This is a genomic window from Paraburkholderia sp. AV2 (genome assembly GCF_054968425.1).
Genome location: NZ_JBANLK010000029.1, coordinates 45,082 through 70,763, shown reverse-complemented (window position 1 = coordinate 70,763; position 25,682 = coordinate 45,082). Strand labels below are relative to the sequence as shown.

Genomic DNA, 25,682 nt, shown 5'->3' with positions numbered 1-25,682 from the left:
CCCGATCGCTGCCTGATGCCACCCGGTGCCACCCGGTGCGGATTCGGCTATCGCCGGGGCGGACGCAAGAGGTCCGCATGTTAGAGTGAGCGAAACGCGCTGCAACAAAAAAAGGGGCGTGGCCACCTGGCGCCACGGCGCGCAGGGCCGCGCCAAGCCACTTTGAGTGCGCCGGCGGCTGTCCGCCATTTCGCATCGTCTTTGCTAGAATTCAAACCATGTCCAAGAGTAACGATCGCATCAATCTGACCAACCAGTTCCTGATCGCCATGCCCAACATGGCGGATCCCACGTTTTCAGGAACGGTGGTCTACCTTTGCGATCATTCCGAGCGCGGCGCGCTTGGCCTCGTTATCAATCGTCCTACCGACATCGATCTGCAGGCGCTTTTCTCGCGCATCGACCTCAAGCTCGAAATCGAACCGCTGCTGCACGTGCCCGTCTATTTCGGCGGCCCCGTGCAGACCGAGCGCGGTTTCGTGCTGCACGCGCCCGAAGAGGGCACGAACTACACGTCGTCGATGTCGGTGCCGGGCGGCCTCGAAATGACCACGTCCAAGGACGTGCTCGAAGCCGTCGCGAACGGCAAGGGTCCCGAACGTTTCCTGCTCACGCTCGGCCACGCCGGCTGGGGCGCGGGCCAGCTCGAAGACGAAATCTCGCGGAACGGCTGGCTCACCGTCGAGGCCGATCCGAAGATCGTCTTCGACGTGCCTGCCGAAGAGCGTTTCGAAGCGGCCCTCGCGCTGCTCGGCATTTCGTCGACAATGCTCTCGGGCGAGGCGGGTCACGCATGAGCGTGGCCGCCGGGCGGGGTGCCGCGGAGGCGACCCTGCTTGCGTTCGACTACGGCGAAAAGCGCATCGGTGTGGCGCTCGGCAACGCGCTCACGCAGAGCGCCCGCCCGCTTACCGTGATCCAGAACCGCAACCGCGACTACCGTTTCGAAGCCGTAGGCGCGCTCCTGCGCGAGTGGCAACCCGATCTGCTCGTGGTCGGCTTGCCGTCGCATCCGGACGGTGCGCCGCACGCCATGACGCAGCAGGCCAAACGCTTCGGCAACCAGCTCAATGGCCGCTTCAACCTGCCCGTTGTGTGGGTGGACGAGCGCTACTCCTCGGTCGATGCCGAGGCGCGCCTGCGCGAACGCGGTGACGGCCTTGACGAGCTCGATGCCGAAGCCGCCTGCGTGATCCTCCAGCAATACCTCGACGAACGTTCCGCCTCCACGCCATGACTACCCGCGACACGCTAGACGCCGAGGCGCTATATCGCGCCGTCCTCGACCAGATCCGCGCCGCGTATCCCCCGGATGCCTTCGGTGGGCCCGACGGCGTTGCTCTCGCGGGCATCCACAGCGGCGGCGCGTGGATTGCCGGGCGGCTGGCACAGGACCTGGGCGCAAGCGGCTGGGGCGTCGTCAACGTCGCGCTGCATCGCGACGACTACGCGAAAAAAGGTTTGCACAGCCAGGCAGAGCCAACCTCGCTGCCGTTCGACGTGGAAGGGCGTCGCATCGTGCTGGTGGACGACGTGCTGCATACGGGCCGCACCGTCCGCGCGGCGCTCAACGAACTGTACGACTACGGCCGTCCCGCCTCGGTGGAACTCGCCGTGCTTGCCGATCGCGGCGGCCGCGAGTTGCCGGTGGCCGCGCGCTTCGCGGGCGGCAGCGCGGACCTGCCTGCCGGCTCGACCCTTGTGCTCGAACGCGGCGACGATGGCCGTTTCGCCTTTTCCATCGAGCCGCAAGGCGTCGCCTGATTTTTTTAGCGTTTCAGGCGGCCTCGCGAAGGCACCCTAAGCGCATCTTTCGTCCGAACCCGGCCCTGCATCCAGAGGACCCCTACGATGAACACCCAGCCCACCCCGGACCAGGCCGCCCGCGCCGATGCCGCCGAAAGCGGACGCTTTCGTTACGGCTTCCTGAAGGGCAATCCGCAGCTCACGAAGAACGGCGAGCTCAAGCACCTGCTGTCGATCGAAGGCCTGCCGCGCTCGATCGTCACGCATATTCTCGACACGGCCGCGCAGTTCGTGAGCGTCACCGACCGAGAGGTGAAGAAGGTGCCGCTCCTGCGCGGCAAGTCCGTGTTCAACCTGTTCTTCGAGAACTCCACGCGCACGCGCACGACCTTCGAAATCGCGGCGAAGCGGCTCTCGGCCGACGTGCTGAACCTGAACATCGCCGCCTCGTCGACGAGCAAGGGCGAGTCGCTGCTCGACACGATCGGCAACCTCTCGGCCATGCATGCCGACATGTTCGTCGTGCGCCATGCTTCGAGCGGCGCGCCGTATCTGATCGCCGAACACTGCGCGCCGCACGTGCACGTCATCAACGCCGGCGACGGACGCCACGCGCACCCGACGCAGGGCCTCCTCGACATGTACACGATCCGCCACTACAAGCGCGACTTCACGAATCTGCGCGTGGCGATTGTCGGCGACATCCTGCATTCACGCGTCGCGCGCTCGGACATCCACGCGCTCACGACGCTCGGCGTGCCCGAAGTGCGCGCCATCGGGCCGCGCACGCTGCTGCCGGGCGGCCTCGAGCAGATGGGCGCGCGCGTGTTCCATAACCTGGACGAAGGGCTGAAGGACGTCGACGTCATCATCATGCTGCGCCTGCAGAACGAGCGCATGAGCGGTGCGCTGCTGCCCTCTGCGCAGGAGTACTTCAAGAGCTGGGGGCTCACGCCCGAGCGCCTCGCGCTTGCCGCCCCCGATGCGATCGTGATGCACCCGGGGCCGATGAACCGCGGCGTCGAGATCGACTCGCCGGTGGCGGACGGCCCGCAGTCAGTGATCCTCGATCAGGTGAGCTTCGGCATTGCGGTCCGCATGGCCGTGATGGGCATCGTGGCAGGCAACAACGAGTAAGACGGCGAGAACAACAAGGGCAGCGCATGAAGATCCACATTCAAGGCGGCACGCTGATCGATCCCGCCTCCGGCACCGAACAGCAGCAGGACGTCTATATCGCGGCGGGGAAGATCGCCGCATTGGGCGCGGCGCCCGCCGGCTTCCAGGCCGAAAGAACCCTCGACGCGCGCGGACTGCACATCGCTCCCGGCCTCGTCGATTTGTGCGCGCGGCTGCGCGAACCGGGCTACGAGCACAAGGCGACGCTCGAATCGGAAATGGCCGCGGCGCTGGCAGGCGGCGTGACGAGCCTCGTTTGCCCGCCGGATACCGATCCCGTGCTCGACGAAGCGGGCTTGATCGAGATGCTCAATTTCCGCGTCGGCAAGCTCGAGCGCTCCCGCGTCTATCCGCTCGGCGCGCTGACAGTGGGCTTGAAGGGCGAGGTGATCACCGAAATGGTCTCGTTGTCCGAGGCCGGCTGCATCGGCTTCACGCAGGCCGACCGGCCGATCGCCGACACGCAGGCATTGCTGCGCGCGCTCCAGTATGCGAGCACGTACGGCTACGCAGTCTGGCTGCGTCCGCAGGATGCCTGGCTTTCGAAGGGCGGCGTGGCCGCGAGCGGTGCGCTGGCGTCGCGGCTCGGTCTTTCGGGCGTGCCGGTGAGCGCCGAGACCATCGCGCTCTTCACGCTGTTCGAGTTGATGCGCGTGACGGGCGCGCGCGTGCACGTGATGCACCTCTCGTCGGCGGCGGGCGTCGAGCTCGTGCGCGCCGCCAAGGCTGAAGGCTTGCCGGTGACGTGCGACGTGGGCGCCAACCACCTGCATCTGATCGACATGGACATCGGCTATTTTGACGCGCAGTTCCGGCTCGACCCGCCGCTGCGCCAGCAGCGCGACCGCGAAGCGATCCGTGCGGGCCTCGCGGACGGCACGATCGACGCGATCTGCTCCGTCCACACACCCGTGGACGACGACGAAAAGCTGCTGCCCTTCGCCGAGGCGACGCCGGGCGCGACGGGTCTCGAATTGCTGCTTTCGCTTACCGTGAAGTGGGCGCAGGAGGCGGGCGTGCCGCTCGTGCAGGCGCTTGCGCGCGTCACGTCGGCACCGGCTGCCGTGATGAAGGTGGACGCGGGACGCCTCGCGGTGGGCGACAATGCGGACCTCTGTGTGTTCGACGCGCGCGCGCACTGGCGTGTCGAGCCGCGGGCGCTCAAGAGCCAGGGCCACAACACGCCGTTCCTTGGCTACGAACTGCCTGCCGTGGTGCGCGCGACGATAGTCGCGGGGCGCATCGGCTTCGAGCGCCACTGAGGCCTGCGCGCCCGCCGCACGCGGCACGCAGGTACCCGACGGTACCTGCTGAGACCAATCGATATCGTATTCGTCTGTTGACCATGAGTCTTCTCGTACGCAAGACCCGACTGCTGGCCCACCTGGCGCACGGTGCGTGGACCGTCGCGCTGCGCTTTCCGCGCGCCAGCGCCGACGAGCGTCATGCCTTGAACCGCGCATGGTCGCTCAAGATGCTCGCGTTGTGCGGCATGAAACTCGTCGTGCACAACGACGCGGCGCGGCTCGACGCGGGCGCGCTCGTCGTCAGCAATCACATTTCGTGGATCGATATCTACGTGATCAACGCCTGGCGACCGACGCCGTTCGTCTCCAAGGCCGAGGTCCGCAACTGGCCGCTGATCGGCTGGTTCGCGAAGAACCTCGACACCGTGTTCGTCGAGCGCGAGAAGCGCAGCGACGCGAAGCGCATCATGCACGAGCTTGCCGAGCGCCTCACGCGCGGCGAGCTGATGTGCGTGTTTCCCGAGGGCACGACCACGGATGGCCGCGCGGTCAAGCCGTTCCACACGAACCTGTTCCAGGCGGCGGTGGAAGCCGGGCAGCCGGTGCAGCCGATCTGTATCCTCTACGAGGACGCGCGGGGGCAGCAGTCGGTGGCGCCGGCGTATATCGACGACGTGTCGCTCAAGCAGGCGCTGGACGCGATGCTGAAGGCTGCGCCGCTAACCGCGCACGTTTTTGTGGGTGAGCCGATTCGGCCTGAAGGCGACCGCCGCAAGCTGGCGGCGCAGGCGCAGGCGGCGGTGGAGGCCGCGCTGGAGAAGTTGCGGGGGCGGGCGGACGCTGGCGGACGGCAGGGGGTGGAGTGGGTGTCGTAGGGGCGCGTTACGAGTCGATGGTACGGCAGCCCGGGCACTCGACCTGGGTGAGCGTGCGGCGCGCGGGATCGGCTTCGAGGCGGACTGCCGAAAGCTGGTTGCCCCAGACACAGCCGGAGTCGAGTCCGATCAGGTTGTCGCGCAACGTGAGGCCGAGCGCGGCCCAGTGACCGAACACGACGGTGGCGTTGCTCGTCTTGCGCCCCGGCACGTCGAACCACGGCATATAGCCGGCTGGCGCGGAGTCGATCCCGCCGCTCGCGCTGAAATCCATCGCGCCATCGTCGTTGCAGAAACGCATGCGGGTGAGCGCGCTGCACGTGATGCGCAGCCGGTCGATGCCCTTCAGATCCTTCGACCAGCGATTCGGCTCGTTGCCGTAGAGGCCAGCGAGCGTCTCTTGCCAGTTGTCGCGTTGCAGTGCCTTCTCCAGATCGTGGGCGAGCTCCAGCGTGAGATCGACGTCCCATTGCGGCAGTACGCCCGCGTGCACCATCAGCATCCCGTGCTCGTAGTGCGCGATCGGGCGGTGGCGTACCCAGTGGAGCAGATCGGCGGCGTCCGGCGCGTTCAGGATGTCGTCGATCGTGTCGCCTTTCTTCGATTTACGAATGCCAGCCGATACCGAGAGCAGGTGCAGATCGTGATTGCCGAGCACGGCGGTGGCGCGTTCACCTTGAGCGATGACGTCGCGCAGGGTGGCGAGCGAATCGGGGCCGCGGTTGATCAGGTCGCCCGCAAACCACAGAGGTGTGCTGGGTGAAGGAGCGGCTTTGGCAAGGAGTTCGCGGAACGAGTCGCGGCACCCCTGGAGGTCGCCGAAAGCGAGTGGGGCCGGGTGCGGCTGAGGCTGGGTCATCGAAGCGGAAACCGGTGGCGTCTGTTGCGTTGATCAGCGCAGACGGTAACACAGGAAAATGAAAGCCGTGTCGCTCCCGCTGACTGCAAGCGGCTATCCGTAGCCGCCGAACCAGGTATGCAACGTGCTGAATCGGTAATTTGTCAAGCTGTTTCAAGATGTTAGTGGTATGGCTTTCGTTCGGGCTCGCCTTATAATTACTGCTTCGAAAATCGGGTCTCGACATGCTGACCGCATAAGTTTCGACTGATCGGCTGGCCAGGGCCAGGTTTTTTACAGCAGACTTTCAAATGGCTGGCTGCAGATTGTGCGGCAGCGTAGTAGACCTGCTTCAACGCTTGCAAGGGAGTTCCATGATTCTGGTGACGGGCGGTGCCGGCTTTATCGGCGCCAACTTTGTGCTTGACTGGTTCCGTCAGTCCGACGAGGCCATCCTCAACGTCGACAAGCTGACCTACGCCGGCAACCTGGGAACGTTGAAGTCGCTGCAAGGCAATCCGAAGCACGTGTTTGCCCGCGTGGATATCTGCGATCGCGAGGCGCTCGATGCCCTGTTCGCCGAGCATCGGCCGCGCGCGGTCCTGCACTTTGCGGCGGAAAGCCACGTCGACCGCTCGATCCACGGCCCGGCTGATTTTGTTCAGACCAATGTGATCGGAACTTTCACGTTGCTTGAAGCCGCGCGCCAGCACTGGAGCAGCCTGAACGACGCCGACAAGGCTGCGTTCCGCTTCCTGCACGTTTCCACGGACGAAGTTTTCGGTTCGCTATCGGCCACCGATCCGCAGTTCTCGGAAACCACGCCGTATGCGCCGAACAGCCCGTACTCGGCGAGCAAGGCGGGTTCGGATCACCTCGTGCGCGCCTGGCATCACACTTATGGCATGCCGGTGCTCACCACGAACTGCTCGAACAACTACGGCCCGTATCAGTTCCCGGAAAAGCTCATTCCTCTGATGATCGCCAATGCATTGGCCGGCAAGCCGCTGCCCGTGTACGGCGATGGCCAGAACGTGCGCGACTGGCTGTACGTGGGCGATCATTGCAGCGCGATTCGCGAGGTGCTCGCGCGCGGCAAGCTCGGTGAAACGTACAACGTGGGCGGCTGGAACGAGAAGAAGAATCTCGAGGTCGTGCATACGCTGTGCGACCTGCTTGACGAACAGCGTCCGAAGGCCGCGGGTTCGTACCGCGACCAGATCACCTACGTGAAGGATCGTCCCGGTCACGACCGGCGCTATGCGATCGACGCGCGCAAGCTCGAGCGCGAGCTCGGCTGGAAGCCGGCGGAAACGTTTGAAACGGGTCTTGCGAAGACGGTGCGCTGGTATCTCGACAACCAGCAATGGGTCGACGAAGTCGCCTCGGGCGACTATCGCAAGTGGGTGGAAACGAACTACGCGCAGCGCGCGTAAAGGCGGGAGCGATGGCACGCAAAGGCATCATCCTGGCTGGCGGTTCCGGCACGCGGCTCTATCCGATCACCCATGCGGTGTCGAAACAGCTGCTGCCGGTGTACGACAAGCCGATGATCTACTACCCGCTTTCGACGCTCATGATCGCGGGCATTCGCGACGTGCTGATCATTTCGACGCCGCAGGATACGCCGCGTTTCGAAGGGATGCTCGGCGACGGCAGCCAGTGGGGCATGAACATCCAGTATGCGGTGCAGCCGTCGCCGGACGGGCTTGCGCAGGCGTTCGTCATCGGCCGGGATTTCGTGGGTAGCGATCCTTCGGCGTTGATTCTGGGCGACAACATCTTCTACGGACACGATCTGGCTAAGCAGTTGGAACGCGCAGATGCCCAGCAGGCTGGCGCCACGGTGTTCGCGTATCACGTGCATGATCCAGAGCGTTACGGCGTGGTGGAGTTCGATCAGGGTTTTCGCGCGATTTCGATCGAAGAGAAACCCGTGAAGCCACGGTCGAACTATGCGGTGACGGGGCTTTACTTCTACGATAACCGCGTTTGCGACATCGCGGCCGACATCAAGCCGTCGCCGCGCGGCGAACTGGAGATCACCGACGTCAACTCGCGCTATCTGGAAGACGGTGCGTTGAACGTCGAAATCATGGGCCGCGGTTACGCATGGCTCGACACAGGCACGCACGATTCATTGATCGAAGCGGCGACGTTCATTGCGACGCTGCAAAAGCGTCAGGGCCTCGTGGTCGCTTGCCCGGAGGAAATTGCCTACCGCCGCCAGTGGATCGGCGCGGAGCAGGTAAAGAAGCTGGCGGCGCCGCTCGCGAAGAACGGCTATGGTAAGTATTTGTTGAACATTCTCACGGATCAGGTTGCATGGCCATCACGGTAACTGCTACAGCGCTTCCCGAAGTCAAGATCATCGAGCCGAAGGTGTTCGGCGATACGCGAGGATTTTTCTTCGAAAGCTTCAATGGGCGCGAATTCGCCGAGCTGGTCGAACCTGGCGTCGAATTCGTTCAGGACAACCATTCGCGTTCGGCGAGGGGCGTGCTGCGCGGGCTGCACTATCAGATCGAGCACGCGCAGGGCAAGCTCGTGCGTGTGGTCGAGGGCGAGGTGTTCGACGTTGCGGTCGATGTCCGGCGCAGTTCGCCGAATTTCGGCAAGTGGGTGGGTGTGACGCTGTCCGTCGACAATCATCGTCAGCTATGGGTGCCGCCCGGTTTCGCGCACGGCTTCGTCGTGCTTTCGGAGTCGGCGCAGTTCCTCTACAAGACGACCGATTACTGGTTCCCGGAGTTCGAGCGCAGCATCGTGTGGAACGATCCGGAGATCGGTATCGAGTGGCCGATCGACTTCGAGCCGTTGCTCGCGGCGAAGGATGCAGCGGGCAAGCGGTTGGCGGAAGCTGAAGTCTATGCGTGAGGGTGTGATGGACAAGCAGCCGACGATTCTCGTCACGGGCATCAACGGTCAGGTCGGGTTCGAGTTACTGCGCAGCTTGCAGGGATTGGGGCGCGTGATCGGTCTTGATCGCTCGGCGCTCGATCTCGCGGATCTTGATCGAGTGCGCGAAGTAGTGCGTGCAACGAAGCCGTCGATCATCGTGAATCCTGCGGCTTATACCGCCGTGGATAAGGCCGAGTCGGACGAGGCTATGGCGCGGCGGCTCAATGCCGAAACGCCGCGCGTGCTTGCCGAAGAGGCTGCGAAGTGCGGCGCCACGCTGATCCACTATTCGACCGACTACGTATTCGACGGTACGAAAAACGCGTCGTATGCGGAAGACGACGTCACGAACCCGCAGAACGTCTATGGCCGCACCAAGCTCGAAGGCGAGCAGGAGATCGCGGCGAGCGGTTGCGCGTACCTCGTGCTGCGCACGAGCTGGGTTTATGGCCGTCGCGGAAAGAACTTCCTGCTGACGATGCTCAAGCTTGGTGCGGAGCGTCCCGAGTTGCGCGTGGTGGCCGACCAGATTGGTGCGCCGACCTGGTCGCGTACGATCGCGACGGCGACCGCGCATATTGTCGCGCAAGGCCTGGTGGCGCGGCGCAGCGGCAATGCGCAGTGGTGGCACGAGCGCTCGGGCATCTACAACCTGACGGCCGGCGGCGCGACGTCGTGGCACGGCTTTACGCAGGCCATTCTTGACATGGTGATGGGCGACAAGGCTCCCAAGGTGCTGCCGATCCCTGCCTCGGAATACCCGGTGCCGGCGAAGCGGCCGGCGAATTCGCGGCTCGCGGGCGACAAGCTTGCGCAAGCTTTCGGACTGCGACTGCCGATGTGGGATGAGGCGCTGCGTCTTTGCCTCGAAGATTGATTGATGGATGCAAGTGTGGTTGACGATGCCGGGACCGGCACGGTCATCGTTTTCTACCGTCCCGACGCCGGATGTGTTGCGCGGGCGAACCGGCTAGCCAGTTTCGGCCCTTGCGTGGCGGTCGATAACACCGAGCAGGTGTGCGACGCCGCCGCACTCGGGCTAGACCCACGCGTTCAGTATCTTGCGAACGGTGCCAATCTCGGCGTTGCGACCGCGATCAACCAGGGCGTCGAGGCATTGATCGCATGCGGTTGCAGGCACGCGATCCTTTTCGATCAGGATAGCGAGCCTTCGGACGAGTTGCTGCGCGCGTTGCCGCAAACCATGGAGAATGAGCTTGCGCGCGGTGCGAAGGTGGCGCTCGTCGGCCCAGCTTACGAGGACGGCAGGCTGGGCGGCATTGCACCGTTCGTGCGATTCGGAATGTGGCGGCTCCAGCGGATCGCTCCCGTCGGGGTCCGTCCGCTTGAGGTCGATTTCCTGATCACGTCGGGGTCGTGCATTAATCTCGCCGTGTGGCCGACTATTGGTCCGATGGACGACGCATTGTTCATCGATTTTGTTGATCTCGAATGGTGCGCGCGTGCGCGCAAGAGGGGTTATTCGGTGCTGGGCGCGCCCGCGCTGAGGCTCGCGCATTCGCTGGGCGGTGAGCCCGTACGGGTGCTCGGCCGCGCCTATCCGGGTCATAGCGCATTGCGGCATTATTATCAGTTTCGCAACGCTGTTGCGCTGATGAAGCGCGGCTACATGCCATGGAGCTGGAAGTCCACGGAGTTGGTGAAATTACCGGGGCGCCTTGTGATTTATGGGTTGTTCATGTCGCAGCGCGCGGAGCATCTGAAAATGGCGCTGCTCGGAATCTGGCATGGACTGACCGGCCGCAGCGGTGCCCTTTGACGCAGCGTTCGCTGCGAATTTTCTTTTGTTATCTGTAATTCTTGAAGGCTCGCATGCTGACTCTCGCACTCGCTGACCTCAAACAAAGCGTCGTTTCATGGCGGTTGTGGACGCTGCTCGGTTGGCTGGAAATTCGACAACGCTATGCGCGTTCGCGCGTCGGTCCATTCTGGCTGACCATCAGCATGGGCGTAATGATCGGCTCGCTCGGTGTCGTCTATGGGACACTGTTCGGCCAGAACATGCACGACTACCTGCCGTTTCTTGCAGCAAGCCTTGTGATGTGGGCGCTTTTCTCACAAACGGTCCAGGACGGTAGCGTCGCGTATATCAATAGCGGCTCTTACATTCGGCAGATGGCTACGCCGAAGCTTATCTACATGCTCCAGGTCATGTGGCGCAACCTGATCGTGATGACGCACAACGCCGTAATCATTATCGCACTACTGGTGATCTTCGGCGTGAAGGACTGGACAACGTTGCCCCTTTTCATTCCGGGCTTGCTGCTCTACATCCTCAACATCCTGTGGATTGCGATGTTGGCAGGCCTGTTGTCGGCGCGCTTTCGCGATCTGCCGCAGATCATTGGCGCGCTGCTTCAGGTGGCATTCTATGTTACGCCGATTATTTTCCGGCCCAACGCGCTGAGCCGCTTTCAGTTCATCGTCGAGTGGAATCCGCTAGCGTATCTGCTTGATCTTGTGCGCGGCCCGCTGATCGGCCAGGCGCCAAGCGCATTGACGTGGGGTGTGGCGGGCGGCATGGCGGTGATCGGCTGGACCTTTTCGCTATGGCTCACCGGTCGATATGTAAAGCGTATTCCATACTGGATTTGAGGACACGTTATGGCTTATGTAGAACTGAAGAACGTGACCCTCGATTTGCCGATCTACGACGTCCAGGGCCGCTCGTTGAAAAAGCAGGTGCTGCGCATGGGACGCCGTAATCGAATCGCGGAAGATAATGACGGTGTCATTGTCGTGCGTGCGCTTGACGACGTGACGCTACGCTTCGAGCGCGGTGACCGCATCGGCTTAATCGGCCACAACGGCGCAGGCAAGTCCACGCTGTTGCGCGTAATGGCCGGCATCTATCCGCCGACTGGTGGAACCGTGACGTGCGAAGGCAGGGCCGTTCCGCTGCTCGATATCAGCCTTGGCATGGACGAGAACTCGACGGGCATGCAGAACATCCGGCTGCGCGGTTTGCTGCTTGGCATGACCGAAGCGGAGATTCGCGAAAAGCAGGGCGAGATCGCTCAGTTTAGCGAACTCGGCGACTATCTCGATCTGCCGATTCGTACCTATTCGAGCGGGATGCGAGTCCGCCTTGCGTTCGCTGTCTCGACCGCGGTGGATGCCGAAATCCTGCTGCTCGACGAAGTGATGGGTGTGGGCGACGTTTCGTTCATGCACAAGGCGGAAGCGCGGCTCGCGGATCTCCATAGCCGGGCTGAGATCGTCGTGCTGGCCATGCATTCGAACAACCAGATCCGCAAGGTCTGCAACAAGGTGCTGTGGATGGAGCGCGGGCGTATTCGCGCGTTCGGACCAGTGGAGGACGTCGTTTCGCAATACGAGGTGGCGATGGCGTGATTGTTTCTACGTAGCGCACCAGCTGCGGATATGTTTGCGATTGTGCTAGCGGTACGAGCGACGAATGAATAGCCGGCGGCTCGCATATAACGGCTCAACGGCTCGTGATGGGACTCATATGTGGTCTTTATCATGCCTCGACAGGGTACGAAGTAAATTGAAGCTATCGGATGTACGTTCGATCGTGAGTCGGGTTACCGGTGGAGGGAGCATCGGCGCAGTTATGCGCAAGGCGTATGGCGTATATCGTCGTGAGGGTTTCGCCGGGGTGAGGGACAAGTTGGTCTGGCTGAGGGCGGGCGCGCCGGGAGGTATCAGTCAAAATGATTATGCAAAGTGGGTGCGACTATACGACCAGACTGACGATGCGACGCGTAATGCTATTCGCACCCGTGTCACTAATCTAGACCGCGCACCGAAAATCTCGGTGATCATGCCGGTCTACAACCCTAAGCCAGAATGGCTCGCTGAAGCCATCGAATCGGTGCTTGCTCAACTCTATCCGCACTGGGAGCTATGTATTGCGGATGATGTCTCTACAAATCCGGCCATTCGTCCTCTAATTGAGCGCTATGTCCGTGAGGACGAGCGTATCAAGGTAGTGTTTCGAAACACCAATGGCCATATTTCAGCGGCGTCGAACAGCGCGCTTGAATTGGCGAGCGGCGAGTGGGTGGCGTTACTTGACCACGATGATCTGTTGCCCGAGCATGCGCTGTATTGCGTGGCTGAGGCAATTGCGCAGAACCCGTCGGCACGGATGTTTTACTCGGACGAAGACAAGATCGATGCGTCTGGCGTGCGGCGTGACCCGTATTTCAAATGCGCGTGGAATCCTGAGCTGTTTTATTCGCAGAATATGTTCAGCCACCTCGGGGTTTACCATAAAGCATTGCTGGAGGAGATTAGTGGCTTCCGGGTGGGCTACGAAGGTTCGCAGGATTACGATCTCGCATTACGCTGCATCGAGCGCGTGGACGCCACGGCGATTCGGCATATTCCGCGAGTGCTATATCACTGGCGTGTGCATGCGCTTAGCACCGCCTCTACAACGGAGGCAAAGCCCTATGCTGCCGTAGCCGGCGAGCGGGCGCTCAATGAGCACTTTGCGCGGAGGGGTTTGGACTGGCACGTTGAGTATTTAGGGTACGGATATCGTGTGCGAAAGGCCCTCCCAGTGGAGGCTCCACTCGTGAGCGTGATCGTGCCAACGCGTAATGGGCTTCATCTATTGCGTCGCTGCATCGACAGCATTTTGCGGAAAACGACTTATCGGAACTTCGAAGTGGTCGTGGTGGACAACGGGTCCGATGATGATCAAACGTTACGCTATCTTGAGGCTATCGCGGAGAATCCTCGCATCCGGGTGGTGCGCGACGATGGGCCGTTCAACTATTCTGCGTTAAACAATGCAGCAGTGGCGCTGGCGGCCGGGACTCTGGTTGCCCTCGTGAACAATGATATCGAGGTCATTTCTCCGGACTGGCTGACCGAGATGGTCAGTCTGGCGATGCAGACGGACATTGGGGCGGTGGGCGCAAAGTTACTTTACGCGGACGACACGGTTCAGCATGCCGGTCTTGTGCTTGGGATAGCTGGAGTGGCCGGCAATGTGGGTAAGCATTTTCCTCGTGCGGCGCGCGGCTATTTCGGGCGCGCGGCGCTGACAGGCGCCTTTTCTGCTGTGACAGCAGCATGCTTCGTTGTGCGCAAGGAAGTCTATGAGGAAGTGGGCGGGCTGAACGAAAAGGATCTGGCCGTTGCCTATAACGACGTCGATTTTTGTCTGCGCCTTGGGGAGGCGGGTTACCGCAATGTATGGAGCCCGTTTGCAGAACTGTACCACCATGAATCCGCCACACGCGGCGAGGACGCTGATCCAGTGCGGCGGGCGCGCCTGGAGCGAGAGGCTAGCTATATGCATGAGCGCTGGAAGGAGCGTTTGCGGGACGATCCCTTCTATAGTCCTAATCTCACATTGGATCGTGACGATTTTGATCTGGCTTGGCCTCCCAGGGTGAAGCCGTTGGTGCCAACATCGGAAACGCACCAACTGTTTTAAGCATTGCCCTTTTATGGAGTTGACGTGAACGTATTCCCTGTTGTCTTGTGCGGTGGCAGCGGTACGCGCCTTTGGCCCATGTCGCGCGGCGGATATCCGAAGCAATATCTGAAACTCACGGGGAGCGACACGCTGGTGCAGCAGACGGTACGGCGTCTACACGGTTTGGAGAATGTTGCGGCACCGATCGTCATCACGAATACGGAGCAGCGCTTTCTGGTAGCGGACCAGTTGCGAAGTATCGACGTGCAACCTTCGGCGATTGTGCTCGAGCCGGTGGGGCGGAATACTGCCCCAGCCGTGACTGCTGCTGCACTTCTCGCGATGGAATTGGATCCCGATGCGCTGCTGCTGATCTTGCCTTCGGATCACGTCATTCTCGAAGAGACTGTTTTTGCAAAGCTCGCTGGTACTGCGCGGGACATCGCCGCACACGGCAATCTGGTCACTTTCGGCATCGAACCGACGAAACCTCACACGGGCTACGGCTACATACGCTGTGGCGAAGCTTTGCCCGGAAGTGACTGTGCGTGGCACGTCGATGCGTTTACCGAGAAGCCTGATACGGCGACCGCTGAACGATTTCTGGCGAACGGTGGGCACTACTGGAACAGTGGCATGTTCATGGTTAAGGCTTCGGTCTATCTGGACGAACTCGCACGCTTCGAGCCGACCGTTCTCGAGCAGGTTCGGAAGTCCATGGACGCTGCAAAGCGAGATGACGATTTCATTCGGCTCGATCCGCAGGCGTTCCAGGCAAGCCCGAATATCTCGATCGACTATGCGGTCATGGAGAGAACCACAAATGCAGTCATGGTTGCGGCGCGCGGCCTTAACTGGAGCGACATTGGTTCGTGGGCGGCGCTCGCGGAGATATCCTTGAAGGATGCCGACCGCAACTCAATATTCGGCGACGTGTTGATCGACGATGTAACTGACAGCTACATTCGCGCCGAACACCGGATGGTTGCAGCCATCGGCGTCAAGGATCTGGTGATCATAGAGACGGCCGATGCTCTGCTGGTTGCTCACCGTGATCAGTCGGAGCGAGTCAAGCGGATCGTCGAGCGCCTCAGCGCATTGGGGCGTCACGAGTCGGTTACTCACCGCAAGGTAATCCGTCCCTGGGGATCATACGAAGGCATCGATCGGGGGGAGCGCTTCCAGGTCAAACGCATCATCGTCAATCCCGGATCTTCGCTCAGTCTTCAGATGCATCACCATCGCGCAGAACACTGGATTGTCGTGCGGGGTACCGCGCGTGTTTTCAACGAGGGGCGGGAATTGTTGCTTACTGAAAACCAGTCCACATACATCCCGCTTGGTGCGAAGCATCGTCTTCAGAACCCCGGAAGAATTCCTCTTGAGTTGATTGAGGTGCAGTCGGGTTCTTACCTTAGCGAAGACGATATTGTTCGCTTCGAGGACAATTACGGCCGCGATGTCAAAATATCGTGAGCATTTCCTCCCTCCGGGGGAGGGTCGAGCAAATCGACAGGAAAGCTAGTCGCGTTCGCTGAGAGGGCGATGGGATCCTGGTCTGATCAGAAAGGTGTCCAGTGCAAAATTTAGTCGATCAATATTCGCTTCCTGAAATCATTACGGCATTAGGGATCGAAGGAGAACTGTTTTGGGATCCCCGCCGACTTGTCTCCCCTGGGGCGTGGACAGGTCATATCGCGACTGCATTCTGGCTCGTGAAGGCGATACGTCCACGTATCCTGGTCGAACTAGGAACACATAGTGGGAACTCCTACTCTGCCTTCTGTCAATCAGTGTCCCAGATTGGCCTGTCGACGCGCTGCTTTGCCGTCGATACCTGGGAGGGGGATGAGCATGCTGGGGAGTACGAAGAGGATGTCTTTCGAGATATTTCAAAATTCAATGAGCTTCATTATGCTGGCTTTTCGAAACTGCTTCGCATGACCTTTGACGAGGCTCGAGGATACTTCCCCAGTCAGCCACATGGTGAGATCGATCTTCTGCATATCGACGGCTTGCACACGTATGAGGCAGTTAAGCACGATTTCGAAACCTGGCTCGACGCGCTTTCAGACCGAGCAGTTGTTCTTTTTCACGACATTAACGTCCGCGAGCGTAATTTTGGTGTTTGGAAGCTCTGGCAGGAATTGTCAACGAAATATCCAGCCTTCGAATTCGATAATTCCGAGGGTCTTGGGGTTCTTTGTGTGGGAAAGGAGTGCGCACCGCACATTACCAAGCTTGTGGAACTCGGCGCAATTTCTGAGGCGGCTTCGAAGATTCGCACATTGTTCACGGCGCGCGGCGAAGCGTTTAGACGTCAAGCTCAGGTGATCGACCTCAACAGACACGTAAACAACCTCTCGGGTGAGATTGCGCGCTTGTCGCAGGAAGTCCTGGCGACCCGGGGTGAATTGGACAACCGTGTGCAAGCGACGCAAAGCAATGAGGCGCTTCGCGGCGAGTTGAACCAACGCATCGAAGCCCTGACCTCAGACTTGGCTCGTGCAAGGGACGAGCAGTCAGCACTGGCTTCTCAAGTTGAGCAAGCCGATCAGTTGGCAACTAGCTTGAAGAATCTGGAGGCGCAACTTGCGTCGCAGCGCGGGAAATTTGATGAGGAGCTTGCGTCGCAGCGCAAGAAATATGATGAGGAGCTTGCGTCGCGGCGCAAAGAGTTTGAGGCGGAACTTGCATCTCAGCGCAATGTGCATGAAGGCGAAATTCATAGCCTGATCGAGGACGAATTACGCGAGCGAAATCGGATCGTTGAGTCCTTTCGGAACTCGACGTCGTGGCGGGTTACGGCGCCAATGCGGGCGACGATCAGTCGGCTCCGAGGGTTGAGAATGCCGAGGCCGCGCGCAACTTTGGCTGCCGGGACAACGGGTGCCGTGGAGTCTTCGATAGCGGAAGGAGTTGCGCTGGACGCGCTTGGCAATGGAAACGCAAAATCGGCGATGCGAGCGGGATTCAAGGTGCGGTTGGATGCTTTTTTGACTTCCAGCGGAATGCTGCGCTTCAAGCGTGAACCGTCTCCCGATATCAGTATTCTGCTGGTCTTTTATAACAGCGCCGAACTGAGTTACGCTTGCCTCGCTTCGGTGGCTGAGGTGCTGAACGATAGCACCGTCCGGGCGGAAGTGATCATATTGGACAACGGTTCGAGTGACGCAACGTCAAAATTGCTCGATCGAATCGAGGGCGCGACGATCATTCGCAGCAGAGAAAATCTGCACTTTCTGAGGGGTGCGAACCGTGCTTCAAAGGACGCGCGTGGAAAATATCTGCTTTTCCTGAACAATGACGCTCTTCTGCTGCCTGGGGCGCTCGAGGCCGCTGTGTCACTTTGCGAAGCAAACAGCGACATTGGTGCTGTGGGCGGTCGCATCATCTTGCCAGATGGATTGCTTCAGGAGGCGGGTTCCGTTGTGTGGCGTAATGGCGCGTGCACTGGCTACGGGCGTGGAGCGGCACCGGATGCCCCTGAGTTCATGTTCCGTCGGGACGTCGACTATTGCTCCGGTGCTTTTCTGCTTACCCCTCGTGCCTTGTTCGAGGAATTGAATGCGTTCGATGAGCGGTATGCACCCGCGTATTATGAAGAGACCGACTACTGTCTGAGGTTGTGGGAATCGGGATATCGCGTCGTGTTCGATCCAGATGTCGTCATTCTGCACTATGAGTTTGGCAGTTCTTCGAGCTCCGCGCAGGCCCTTCAATTGCAGCAGCGTAATCATGCAATATTTTGCGAGCGTCATGTCGACTGGCTCGCAAAACAGCAGGATGTCGCGCTGGAAAAGATGCTCTGGGTGAGGCGCGCTCGTAATGAGAAGCGGCGGGTACTCTTCATCGAAGACCGGGTTCCGCATGAAAATCTGGGCTCCGGGTATCCGCGATCGCGCGAACTTCTTTGCGCGCTTGAACAAACTGGTGCGGAGCTGACGCTGTTTCCGATGTTTCACCATGATGAGACCTGGGCGGCCATTCGGCGGACCGTGCCTGCTTCCATCGAGGTGATGCGTGGTCATTCAGCGCAGGATCTATCACAGTTCTTGTTGGGGAGGGCGGGCTACTATGATGCGGTTGTCGTTTGTCGGCCGCATAACATGGAAGCTTTTCTCAAGGCATCCAATGGCGCCAGCGCCAAATGGGTGGGTAACGCGGCCGTCGTCTACGATGCCGAATCGCTATTTTCCGCACGTTTGCTTCTCGAGAGGAAATTGCAGGGTGATGTGGTTTCGGAGGGCGAAGCAAGGAAGCTGATTGCCGACGAGATTGCGCTGACAGAGCCTGCGAAAGCAATTATTTCCGTATCCGAAGCGGAAAAGCGGCAATTCGAGATGCGTGGTGTCGGGCCGGTATACGTCTTGGGTCATTCAGCTGAACCCGTTCCGACGAAGCGACCTTTTGCTCAGCGTTCTGATTTTCTGTTTGTCGGTGGGATTCACGACGACAAATCTCCAAACGCAGACTCACTTCGCTGGTTTGTGAAGCAGATTTGGCCGCGCGTGGTAGAAAGGCTCGGCCCAGAGATCAAGCTTCAAATCGTAGGCCATAACCGCGCTTCCGCCGTGCTGGCGTTGAGGGATAGTACGGTACGTCTGGTCGGCAAAGTGGATGACTTGACACCTTGGTATGACGACGCACGTGTTGTGATTGCACCCACCCGGATTGCGGCAGGCATTCCGTTGAAAGTGCACGTGGCTGCTGCGCATGGAGTTCCGGTTGTGGCCACAGGGCTTATTGCGGAGCAATTGGACTGGGAGCCGGGCGTGGATCTGCTCGCGGAGGATGAGCCAGAAGCCTTTGCAGATGCGTGTGTGCGTCTGTACACAGATCAAGCGCTTTGGGAGTCAGTGAGAAGCAACGCGCTTGCGCGAGTAGCGACAGATTGTTCACCACAACGCTTCGTCGAGACGGTGCGTAGTCTGGTTGCCGAGCTACCTCGCGCAGCTATCGAATCGCATAACCAGTGACTCCGGAATTGCACGTCATGATTGAACCGACTCTCAAACCAGCGAACGATTTGACTCGGGAGGACGGGTGGTGGGTCTCCACCGGCGCGGACCCATACTTCCTGCTGGAATTTGGCACGTCACCCATTCCGACAGGGTGGAATCAAGTTCGTCTCGACGTCGAGGTGGAGAGCGGAAGCCTGGGCCCGACCCTCTATTTCGACGTGGGCACCGGTTTTTCCCAGGACCTTACACGGGATCTTCCGATGCGTCTGCTCGACTCGGACGGTGCAATACTTCCCATACCTACAAATATTCGTTCAATTCGGCTGGATCCCATGAGCGGTTTGGGGCGTTTCAAAATCAGGCGCTTTTCCATTAAACCAGTTTCTCGTTTCTCTTTGGCACGTCGTCGGGCCAAGCCGTTGCTTGACATACTCCGCAAGCATCCGAAGCTCATCTGGCCATATGCAGTTCATGCAGCGGGCCTCGTCAAGCGGCGTGGCGTGGTCGGGGCACTGCGGCACGCACTTCGAGATCGTACGGGCGAAGGTGTGCAGACGAGTTCGCAGGCCAACGACTATGGCGATTGGATTGCGCTATACGATACGCTGTCGTTGGATGACGTCGCAAAAATCTCAGCGCATATCGGAAGTTTTACGAATCGACCGCTCATCTCAGTGCTGGTCCCTCTTTACAACACGCCAGAAGTATTTCTGCGTCGCTGTATCGATTCAGTGCGAGAGCAAATCTACGAACATTGGGAGCTTTGCCTGGTGGACGATGCGTCACCGCAGCCGCACGTGCGGAACGTTTGCGAGCAATATGCACGAAAAGATGCGAGGATCCGCTACGTCCGACGGGAAGTCAACGGACATATAGCGGAGGCCACTAATTCGGCGCTCGAATTAGCCACAGGGCAATTTGCTGCACTGCTCGATCACGACGATGAACTCGCACCTCATGCTCTCTATATGGTGGCGGCGGAATTGAATGCGCAGCCGGAGCTCGATTTCCTGTTCTCAGACGAGGATAAGATTGATGAGCAGGGCAAGCGTTATGAACCTTGGTTCAAATCGGACTGGAACTATGATTTGATGCTGTCTCAAAACGCAGTTGTCCATCTGGCTGTCTATCGAATATCGATTCTCCGCGAGATTGGCGGATTTCGGAGCGAATTCAATGGCAGCCAGGATTACGACGTAACGCTGCGATTCAGCGAGCAGACTACGCCTGAGCGTATCAGGCATATCCCATTTATACTTTATCACTGGCGGGCCATCAGCGGATCGGTCGCTTTGGCCACGACGGAGAAGCTTTATCCATACGAGGCTGCGGAGCGAGCTATTCGCGATCATCTTTTTCGCACAGGCCGCAATGCGACGATCGCGAGGCAAGAGCATCTCGGTTACTACCAGGTGACATGGCCTGTCGCTCAGCCAGAGCCGAAGGTTGCAATAATCATTCCGACGAAGGATAAGGTTGATTTGCTCCGTGTCGCGGTAACCTCCATTATCGAAAAAACCACATACAAGAACTATGAAATCGTGATCGTGAATAACAATAGCGTTGAACACGATACGATGGCGTATTTTGAGCAGATTGTGCGGGAGGCTAGCGTACGGTTAATCAACTATAAGAAACCATACAGCTTTGCAGCTCTGAATAACTGGGCGGTTACGCAAACCGACGCTCCCCTGCTCGCATTCGTGAATAACGACATCGAGGTGATCGAGGCAAATTGGCTCGGTGAAATGGTTGGGCACGCATTGCGTCCGGAAGTCGGATCAGTTGGGGCCAAACTGCTCTATCCGAATGGGACAATCCAGCACAGCGGTGTAGTTGTTGGCATTGGCGGTCTTGCAGGACATCCACATGTCGGTGAGCGTGGCGACACGTTCGGGTATTTTGGCAGGGCTGCATGCACGCAGCGATACTCTGCGGTGACGGCGGCTTGTATGCTGATGCGGCGTGAGGTGTTTCTTGAAGTTGGTGGTTTTGACGACGTTAACTTCGCAGTTGCTTTCAACGATGTTGATCTTGGCCTCCGGCTCGGTAAGACTGGATACGCGAACGTTTGGACACCTGGAGCGCTTCTTTACCATCACGAATCGGCAAGTCTAGGGCTACCGACGAACGAGGGGCGACGCCGCCAGTTCCTCCAGGAGTGCGACAATTTTCGGCGAATCTGGGCCGACATGATCAAGCACGATCCCTTCTACAATCCGAATTTGACCGTTAGCGGGGGTGATTTCCGCCCAAACTTCCCTCCTCGTGTGCGTTTGCCATGGCTAACAGATGTCGATAAGCACGAAGCGCAAGCTACATAGACCCATCGTGGTGGTGCGGATCACCACTGAAGGGACCTAACTCAAGGACAGGCACATCTTGAGGAATCTGCAAGAGCAAATCTTCGCGCGTTGCAACGCCGCTTGGCGCACGAGCCTCCCAGTGCCTATGACCGATGTAATGCTGGAACACACCTTGATCCGATATATGGGCCAGATCGTCGTAATGGCTCTTGTAGTACTTTGCGTCGAAATCGAAAGTCAGGTCATCCGGTACGTTTATTTCAGGATATGACCAATTTTTACACAGGGAAACAAAACCGTAGCAGAGTCTGTTTCGTCGCTATGCTTGTATCAACGTTGATCAATGTCCAAAATGCCGGCGTTGGCCCGAAAGAGCTTCTAGGTGGATCAAAAACCGGACAATGGAAATGCGGCGGCACGCCACGAATCAAAATTGCCGCTTTGCGCGCCTCTTCTCCCGCTCCAAGCTCTCTTCCAAGCGTCTCACGATCCGTGCATTCAGGGGGCGGCCGTTCTTGTTCGCCAGCGCAGTCAGCCAGTCCTTCAGCTCGGTCGGCAGGCGCAGCTTCATTTGTGGAAACTGAAGAGAGGAACACCATGTCTATCCAAGCAATCGCAGAAGCATCCCGCGCCGCTGATATCGGCTACGATTGAAAGGTGAAAGTGTTGGGCACTCCGCTCCGGTATCTGTGTCATCAGCGGGACGTCCCTACCGCCGTATTGCGAACGCTATTTATAAGACATCGCTGTGCCGATGCCCAATTCGCGGTACAAGCCCGGGACAGCAAGCCCCGCCCACGCGCTTCAGCCCATCTCGTCGGCATCGGATGTGGACAGTTCGCGAACGGCGACCCAGGAGATATTTGGGGGCTTTCTCCAAGTTGTGTTTCTCGGCGAAGCGCAGCACACGTTTGCTGCTATCCAGGGTTCTGCCTGCCTCGATTTAGCCAAAGTCGGTTTCCAGGGCAGAGGGCAGGATGCCAAAGTGGGCAGCAGCCCTGCCAGTCTGGCGGCCGCTTCAATAGCTTGCACAAAGCGGCTCTGGCCCTCGACAAGCGGTTGGCAGACAACATCAAGTAGTAGCGGTTGGCGACCGTCAGGATCTCTGCGTTTTCGTTCGCCATGTCAGCTACAACTGCCACCCGACGGTACGTTTTGAGTAACAGGCTCTCTTGATCGGCCAGCTTCATGAAAGGTTTCGGATAGCCTCCTGAGACATCGGCTAACGCACGAGCAAAAGAGTGCCCAGGGGAGACCCGGGGGCCAGGTCGGTCCTGCAGTAAAATATAACTAAACTTGCGCGTCGCAACAGAAACCTCCAGCGAGAGCATCGCCCTGAACAGGCACGCAGCCAAATTGTCAATGAATATTGAAAGCGCGCGATCCCCCCGAGCCGACGGCCTGTCTGTCTCGATCGTCGTCTATCGGCCGGACCGCGCGCAACTCAAGCGCACGCTCATGAGCCTTGGGACTGCGTGCGAAAGGCTACGCGCTGCACGCCCCGATCTGCACGCCACGCTCTACTTGATCGATAACGGGGGACTAGGTCCGGAACCGGATGCCTTCGCGGCACTCCGCGCAAAGCGCATGGCCTGTGAGATTCTGTCGGGACATGGCAACGTCGGCTTTGGTCCAGGCCATAACCTTGCTATTGAGCGTGCGGCGAGTGCATTGCATCTGGTGTTGAATCCTGATATCGACCTCGACCCGTCGGCGCTCGTGAACGCATGCGACTTCTTTGAGAGTCATTCAGAAGCAGGGCTTCTGACGCCCTGGATTGGCGATACGGATGGGGAACAACAGTACCTTTGCCGACGGTATCCGTCGCTTGCCGACCTGTTCATACGTGGTTTCATGCCGGCCAGCATCCGTCGGCGCTTTGCTCGGCGCCTTGCTCGATATGAGCTGCGGGACAGGATCAACGCCCTCGACGTATTCTGGGATCCACCTATCGTCAGCGGCTGCTTTATGCTGTTTCGCACGAATGTGCTGAAGCGGCTCGGCGGCTTCGATCCGCGCTACTTCCTGTATTTCGAGGATTACGATCTCAGTCTACGTACCCATGAGGTTGCGCAGATTGTCTATGTGCCGTCGGTCCGCGTCGTTCACTACGGAGGGGGGGCAGCCCGCAAGGGGAGTGCGCATATCCGCATGTTTGTCACATCGGCATTCAAGTTTTTCAACCGCTTCGGATGGAGGGTGTGTTGAGTCGCCTCGTCGTAACCGGCGCGAACGGGTTCGTCGGACGTGTGCTATGCACGCTCGCGCTTGCGCGAGGCCACGCCGTCACAGGCTTGGTGCGTCGGCCGGGGGGATGTGTCGATGGCGTGCGGGAATGGGTGTATGACAGGCCGGACTTCGATGGTCTGACCTCTGCGTGGCCGGCCGGCCTCGAAGCGGACTGCGTCGTACATCTCGCCGCTCGCGTGCATGTGATGCGCGAGGAGGCTGCGGATCCGCAAGCGGCATTCGATGCGACCAACGTCGCAGGGTCGCTTCGCGTGGCTGAGGCGGCTCGCAAGCATGGGGTGTCGCGTTTCGTGTTTGTGAGCAGTGTCAAGGCGATCGCCGAACTCGACGCTGGTGCACCGCTTGCGGAGGACGCCACGCCTCGTCCGGATGATCCCTATGGCCGCTCGAAGCTGAAAGCGGAACGCGCGCTCATCGAGCTTGCTGTGTCGACGGGTCTTGATGTAGTCATCGTTCGTCCGCCGCTCGTCTATGGACCGGGCGTGCGAGCGAACTTCCTGCGAATGATGGATGCGGTCTGGCGGCAGCTGCCGCTTCCGTTTGGCACGGTTTCCGCGCGCCGCAGCGTGCTCTACGTCGAAAATCTGGCTGACGCATTGCTATGCTGCGCGCTGGATCCACGGGCAGCACACGGTTGCTTTCACGTTGCCGACGACGATGCGCCGTCGGTGTCCGAACTGTTGCGCATGGTAGCGGAGGCCCTTGACCGGCCTGCGTCCCTCATTCCCGTGCCAGTGTCCGTGCTACGGGCAGCCGGGTGGCTGACCGGCCGTACTGCGCAGATCAGCCGCCTTACCGGCGGCCTGCAACTCGATACGACGAGGCTGTGCGAAGTCTTGGGCTGGCGGCCGCCTTGCTCGACCCGCGAAGGGCTCGCCGCGACCGGGGCCTGGTATCGCGCTCGTCACTCTCGAGAGTAATCTCGTCATGCAATTTGTAATTCGTTTATGGAGCGCAGCGGGATGGACGACGGTGGCCACGGCTACCGCGTGCGCGCTGATCCTGTGGTTGCTGCTCGCCACGGGTCTTGCGTGGCGCCTTGCCACTGACGTACCCAATCATCGCTCGCTGCATACCCGCCCAACGCCGCGCATTGGCGGCTGGGGCATTGTGCCTGTTTGCGTGGTCGCGCTTCTCTGGTGTGCGCCGTCGCTCTGGTTGATTGCGCTCGCGGCGGTGGGACTTGCGTTGATGTCGCAGATCGACGATCGACGAGGTCTGTCAGCCCGCGTACGTTTTACGGCCCATCTCGCGGCGGTGGTCGTGCTCCTGGCCCTTTACCCCACCGCTTACGGTTGGTGGCTGGTGGCAGGCGTCGGCTTTGTGATGCTTTGGCTCATCAATCTGTACAACTTCATGGACGGCGCCGATGGCCTGGCTGGCGGGATGGCGCTCTTCGGCTTTGGTGCCTACGCGACTGCCGCATCGATTAGCGCGCAATCGTCCCCAGCGCTTGAGATATCCGGTGCCGCCGTTGCTGGCGCCGCACTGGGGTTCCTCCTGTTCAATTTCCATCCGGCCAAGCTGTTTCTGGGTGATGCCGGTTCGATCCCACTGGGTTTCCTGGCCGGAGCACTCGGCTACTGGGGATGGCGCGAGGGCACTTGGCCGCTTTGGTTTCCGGCAATTGTTTTTTCCCCTTTTATTGCAGACGCATCTGTAACATTATTGAAACGTTTGTTACGTGGTGAGAAATTCTGGCAGGCCCACCGGGAGCATTACTATCAAAGGATGGTGCGCTCGGGCGTCGGCCACGCGCGCACCGCGATCTACTGGTACGTCGTTATGCTGGCGGGCATAATTGTTGCCCTATGGGCGCTAAGGCGACCTGTATGGCAGCAATGGGCGATTCTTGCGGCATGGTACGGAGTGTTGGCATGTTTGGGAGCTGTCATCGATCGGCGTTGGCTCCTCTTTCATAGTGCTGACAAAGAATAATTTCGAGGGTTTGCCGCCG

The 25,682-nt window shown here is 59.8% G+C and carries 22 protein-coding genes; 20 read left to right on the top strand and 2 right to left on the bottom strand.

Annotated elements, in window-relative coordinates; all coding sequences use genetic code 11:
• The first annotated feature begins 218 nt into the window (after positions 1–218).
• The 6 genes from V8683_RS19975 to V8683_RS19950 all read left to right on the top strand — a co-directional run bounded on the left by V8683_RS19975 (position 219) and on the right by V8683_RS19950 (position 5,047).
• Positions 219–797 (top strand): YqgE/AlgH family protein, encoded by a 579-nt coding sequence (locus V8683_RS19975; RefSeq protein ID WP_411190413.1) that lies wholly within the window; start codon positions 219–221, stop codon positions 795–797.
• Entirely contained in the window at positions 794–1,237 is a 444-nt protein-coding gene (gene ruvX / locus V8683_RS19970) for a Holliday junction resolvase RuvX (RefSeq protein WP_411190412.1), read from the top strand. Before V8683_RS19975 ends, ruvX begins: the two co-directional genes overlap by 4 nt.
• Positions 1,234–1,764 (top strand): bifunctional pyr operon transcriptional regulator/uracil phosphoribosyltransferase PyrR, encoded by a 531-nt coding sequence (pyrR, locus tag V8683_RS19965; RefSeq protein ID WP_411190411.1) that lies wholly within the window; start codon positions 1,234–1,236, stop codon positions 1,762–1,764. Before ruvX ends, pyrR begins: the two co-directional genes overlap by 4 nt.
• Before the next feature lie 87 nt (positions 1,765–1,851).
• A complete protein-coding gene (locus tag V8683_RS19960; protein WP_411190410.1) occupies positions 1,852–2,883 on the top strand; it encodes an aspartate carbamoyltransferase catalytic subunit in 1,032 nt (343 codons plus the stop codon).
• Positions 2,884–2,909: 26 nt separating this feature from the next.
• Positions 2,910–4,187, top strand: coding sequence for a dihydroorotase (locus V8683_RS19955; RefSeq protein ID WP_411190409.1), 1,278 nt, complete (start codon positions 2,910–2,912; stop codon positions 4,185–4,187).
• A gap of 83 nt (positions 4,188–4,270) precedes the next feature.
• Positions 4,271–5,047 carry a lysophospholipid acyltransferase family protein gene (locus tag V8683_RS19950; protein WP_411190408.1) on the top strand — a complete coding sequence of 259 codons (777 nt, stop codon included), beginning with the start codon at positions 4,271–4,273 and terminating at the stop codon, positions 5,045–5,047.
• Between the two features lie 7 nt (positions 5,048–5,054).
• Here the strand turns inward: V8683_RS19950 and V8683_RS19945 are convergent, their stop codons facing one another.
• The gene (locus V8683_RS19945; RefSeq protein ID WP_411190407.1) at positions 5,055–5,906 is read right to left on the bottom strand and encodes a symmetrical bis(5'-nucleosyl)-tetraphosphatase; all 852 of its coding nucleotides are present in this window, start codon (positions 5,904–5,906) and stop codon (positions 5,055–5,057) included.
• 353 nt (positions 5,907–6,259) lie between these two features.
• Here V8683_RS19945 and rfbB point away from each other — a divergent pair, with 353 nt between their 5' ends.
• The 11 genes from rfbB to V8683_RS19890 all read left to right on the top strand — a co-directional run bounded on the left by rfbB (position 6,260) and on the right by V8683_RS19890 (position 21,493).
• Positions 6,260–7,321 carry a dTDP-glucose 4,6-dehydratase gene (rfbB, locus tag V8683_RS19940; protein ID WP_411190406.1) on the top strand — a complete coding sequence of 354 codons (1,062 nt, stop codon included), beginning with the start codon at positions 6,260–6,262 and terminating at the stop codon, positions 7,319–7,321.
• Positions 7,322–7,332: 11 nt separating this feature from the next.
• The gene (rfbA, locus tag V8683_RS19935) at positions 7,333–8,226 is read left to right on the top strand and encodes a glucose-1-phosphate thymidylyltransferase RfbA (protein ID WP_411190405.1); all 894 of its coding nucleotides are present in this window, start codon (positions 7,333–7,335) and stop codon (positions 8,224–8,226) included.
• Positions 8,211–8,762: a dTDP-4-dehydrorhamnose 3,5-epimerase gene (rfbC, locus tag V8683_RS19930; RefSeq protein ID WP_411190404.1), complete on the top strand. Its 552-nt coding sequence runs from the start codon at positions 8,211–8,213 to the stop codon at positions 8,760–8,762. The genes rfbA and rfbC overlap by 16 nt, the downstream gene beginning before the upstream one ends.
• 7 nt (positions 8,763–8,769) lie before the next feature.
• Entirely contained in the window at positions 8,770–9,663 is an 894-nt protein-coding gene (gene rfbD, locus V8683_RS19925) for a dTDP-4-dehydrorhamnose reductase (protein WP_462848851.1), read from the top strand.
• Between the two features lie 3 nt (positions 9,664–9,666).
• Positions 9,667–10,566, top strand: coding sequence for a glycosyltransferase family 2 protein (locus tag V8683_RS19920; protein ID WP_411190402.1), 900 nt, complete (start codon positions 9,667–9,669; stop codon positions 10,564–10,566).
• Positions 10,567–10,619: 53 nt separating this feature from the next.
• On the top strand, positions 10,620–11,402 hold the full coding sequence (locus V8683_RS19915; protein WP_411190401.1) for an ABC transporter permease: 783 nt from the start codon (positions 10,620–10,622) through the stop codon (positions 11,400–11,402).
• A gap of 9 nt (positions 11,403–11,411) precedes the next feature.
• Positions 11,412–12,161, top strand: coding sequence for an ABC transporter ATP-binding protein (locus V8683_RS19910; protein ID WP_411190400.1), 750 nt, complete (start codon positions 11,412–11,414; stop codon positions 12,159–12,161).
• Between the two features lie 223 nt (positions 12,162–12,384).
• Entirely contained in the window at positions 12,385–14,223 is a 1,839-nt protein-coding gene (locus V8683_RS19905) for a glycosyltransferase family 2 protein (protein ID WP_411190399.1), read from the top strand.
• Between the two features lie 24 nt (positions 14,224–14,247).
• Positions 14,248–15,681, top strand: a complete 1,434-nt coding sequence (locus tag V8683_RS19900) for a mannose-1-phosphate guanylyltransferase/mannose-6-phosphate isomerase (protein ID WP_411190398.1) — start codon at positions 14,248–14,250, stop codon at positions 15,679–15,681.
• Positions 15,682–15,782: 101 nt separating this feature from the next.
• Complete coding sequence (locus tag V8683_RS19895) at positions 15,783–19,184, top strand: class I SAM-dependent methyltransferase (RefSeq protein WP_411190397.1); 3,402 nt, start codon at positions 15,783–15,785, stop codon at positions 19,182–19,184.
• A 17-nt stretch (positions 19,185–19,201) separates the two neighbouring features.
• The gene (locus V8683_RS19890; RefSeq protein ID WP_411190396.1) at positions 19,202–21,493 is read left to right on the top strand and encodes a glycosyltransferase family 2 protein; all 2,292 of its coding nucleotides are present in this window, start codon (positions 19,202–19,204) and stop codon (positions 21,491–21,493) included.
• A 409-nt stretch (positions 21,494–21,902) separates the two neighbouring features.
• Here the strand turns inward: V8683_RS19890 and V8683_RS19885 are convergent, their stop codons facing one another.
• Positions 21,903–22,046, bottom strand: a complete 144-nt coding sequence (locus tag V8683_RS19885) for an Arc family DNA-binding protein (RefSeq protein WP_411190395.1) — start codon at positions 22,044–22,046, stop codon at positions 21,903–21,905.
• A 791-nt stretch (positions 22,047–22,837) separates the two neighbouring features.
• Here V8683_RS19885 and V8683_RS19880 point away from each other — a divergent pair.
• From V8683_RS19880 to V8683_RS19870, 3 genes are read left to right on the top strand one after another with little or no spacing between them, the layout of a single operon-like run.
• Positions 22,838–23,683, top strand: coding sequence for a glycosyltransferase family 2 protein (locus tag V8683_RS19880; protein ID WP_411190394.1), 846 nt, complete (start codon positions 22,838–22,840; stop codon positions 23,681–23,683).
• Positions 23,680–24,645, top strand: coding sequence for a UDP-glucose 4-epimerase family protein (locus V8683_RS19875; protein WP_411190393.1), 966 nt, complete (start codon positions 23,680–23,682; stop codon positions 24,643–24,645). Before V8683_RS19880 ends, V8683_RS19875 begins: the two co-directional genes overlap by 4 nt.
• Positions 24,646–24,652: 7 nt before the next feature.
• Positions 24,653–25,663 (top strand): MraY family glycosyltransferase, encoded by a 1,011-nt coding sequence (locus V8683_RS19870; protein WP_411190392.1) that lies wholly within the window; start codon positions 24,653–24,655, stop codon positions 25,661–25,663.
• The last annotated feature ends 19 nt before the right edge of the window (positions 25,664–25,682 follow it).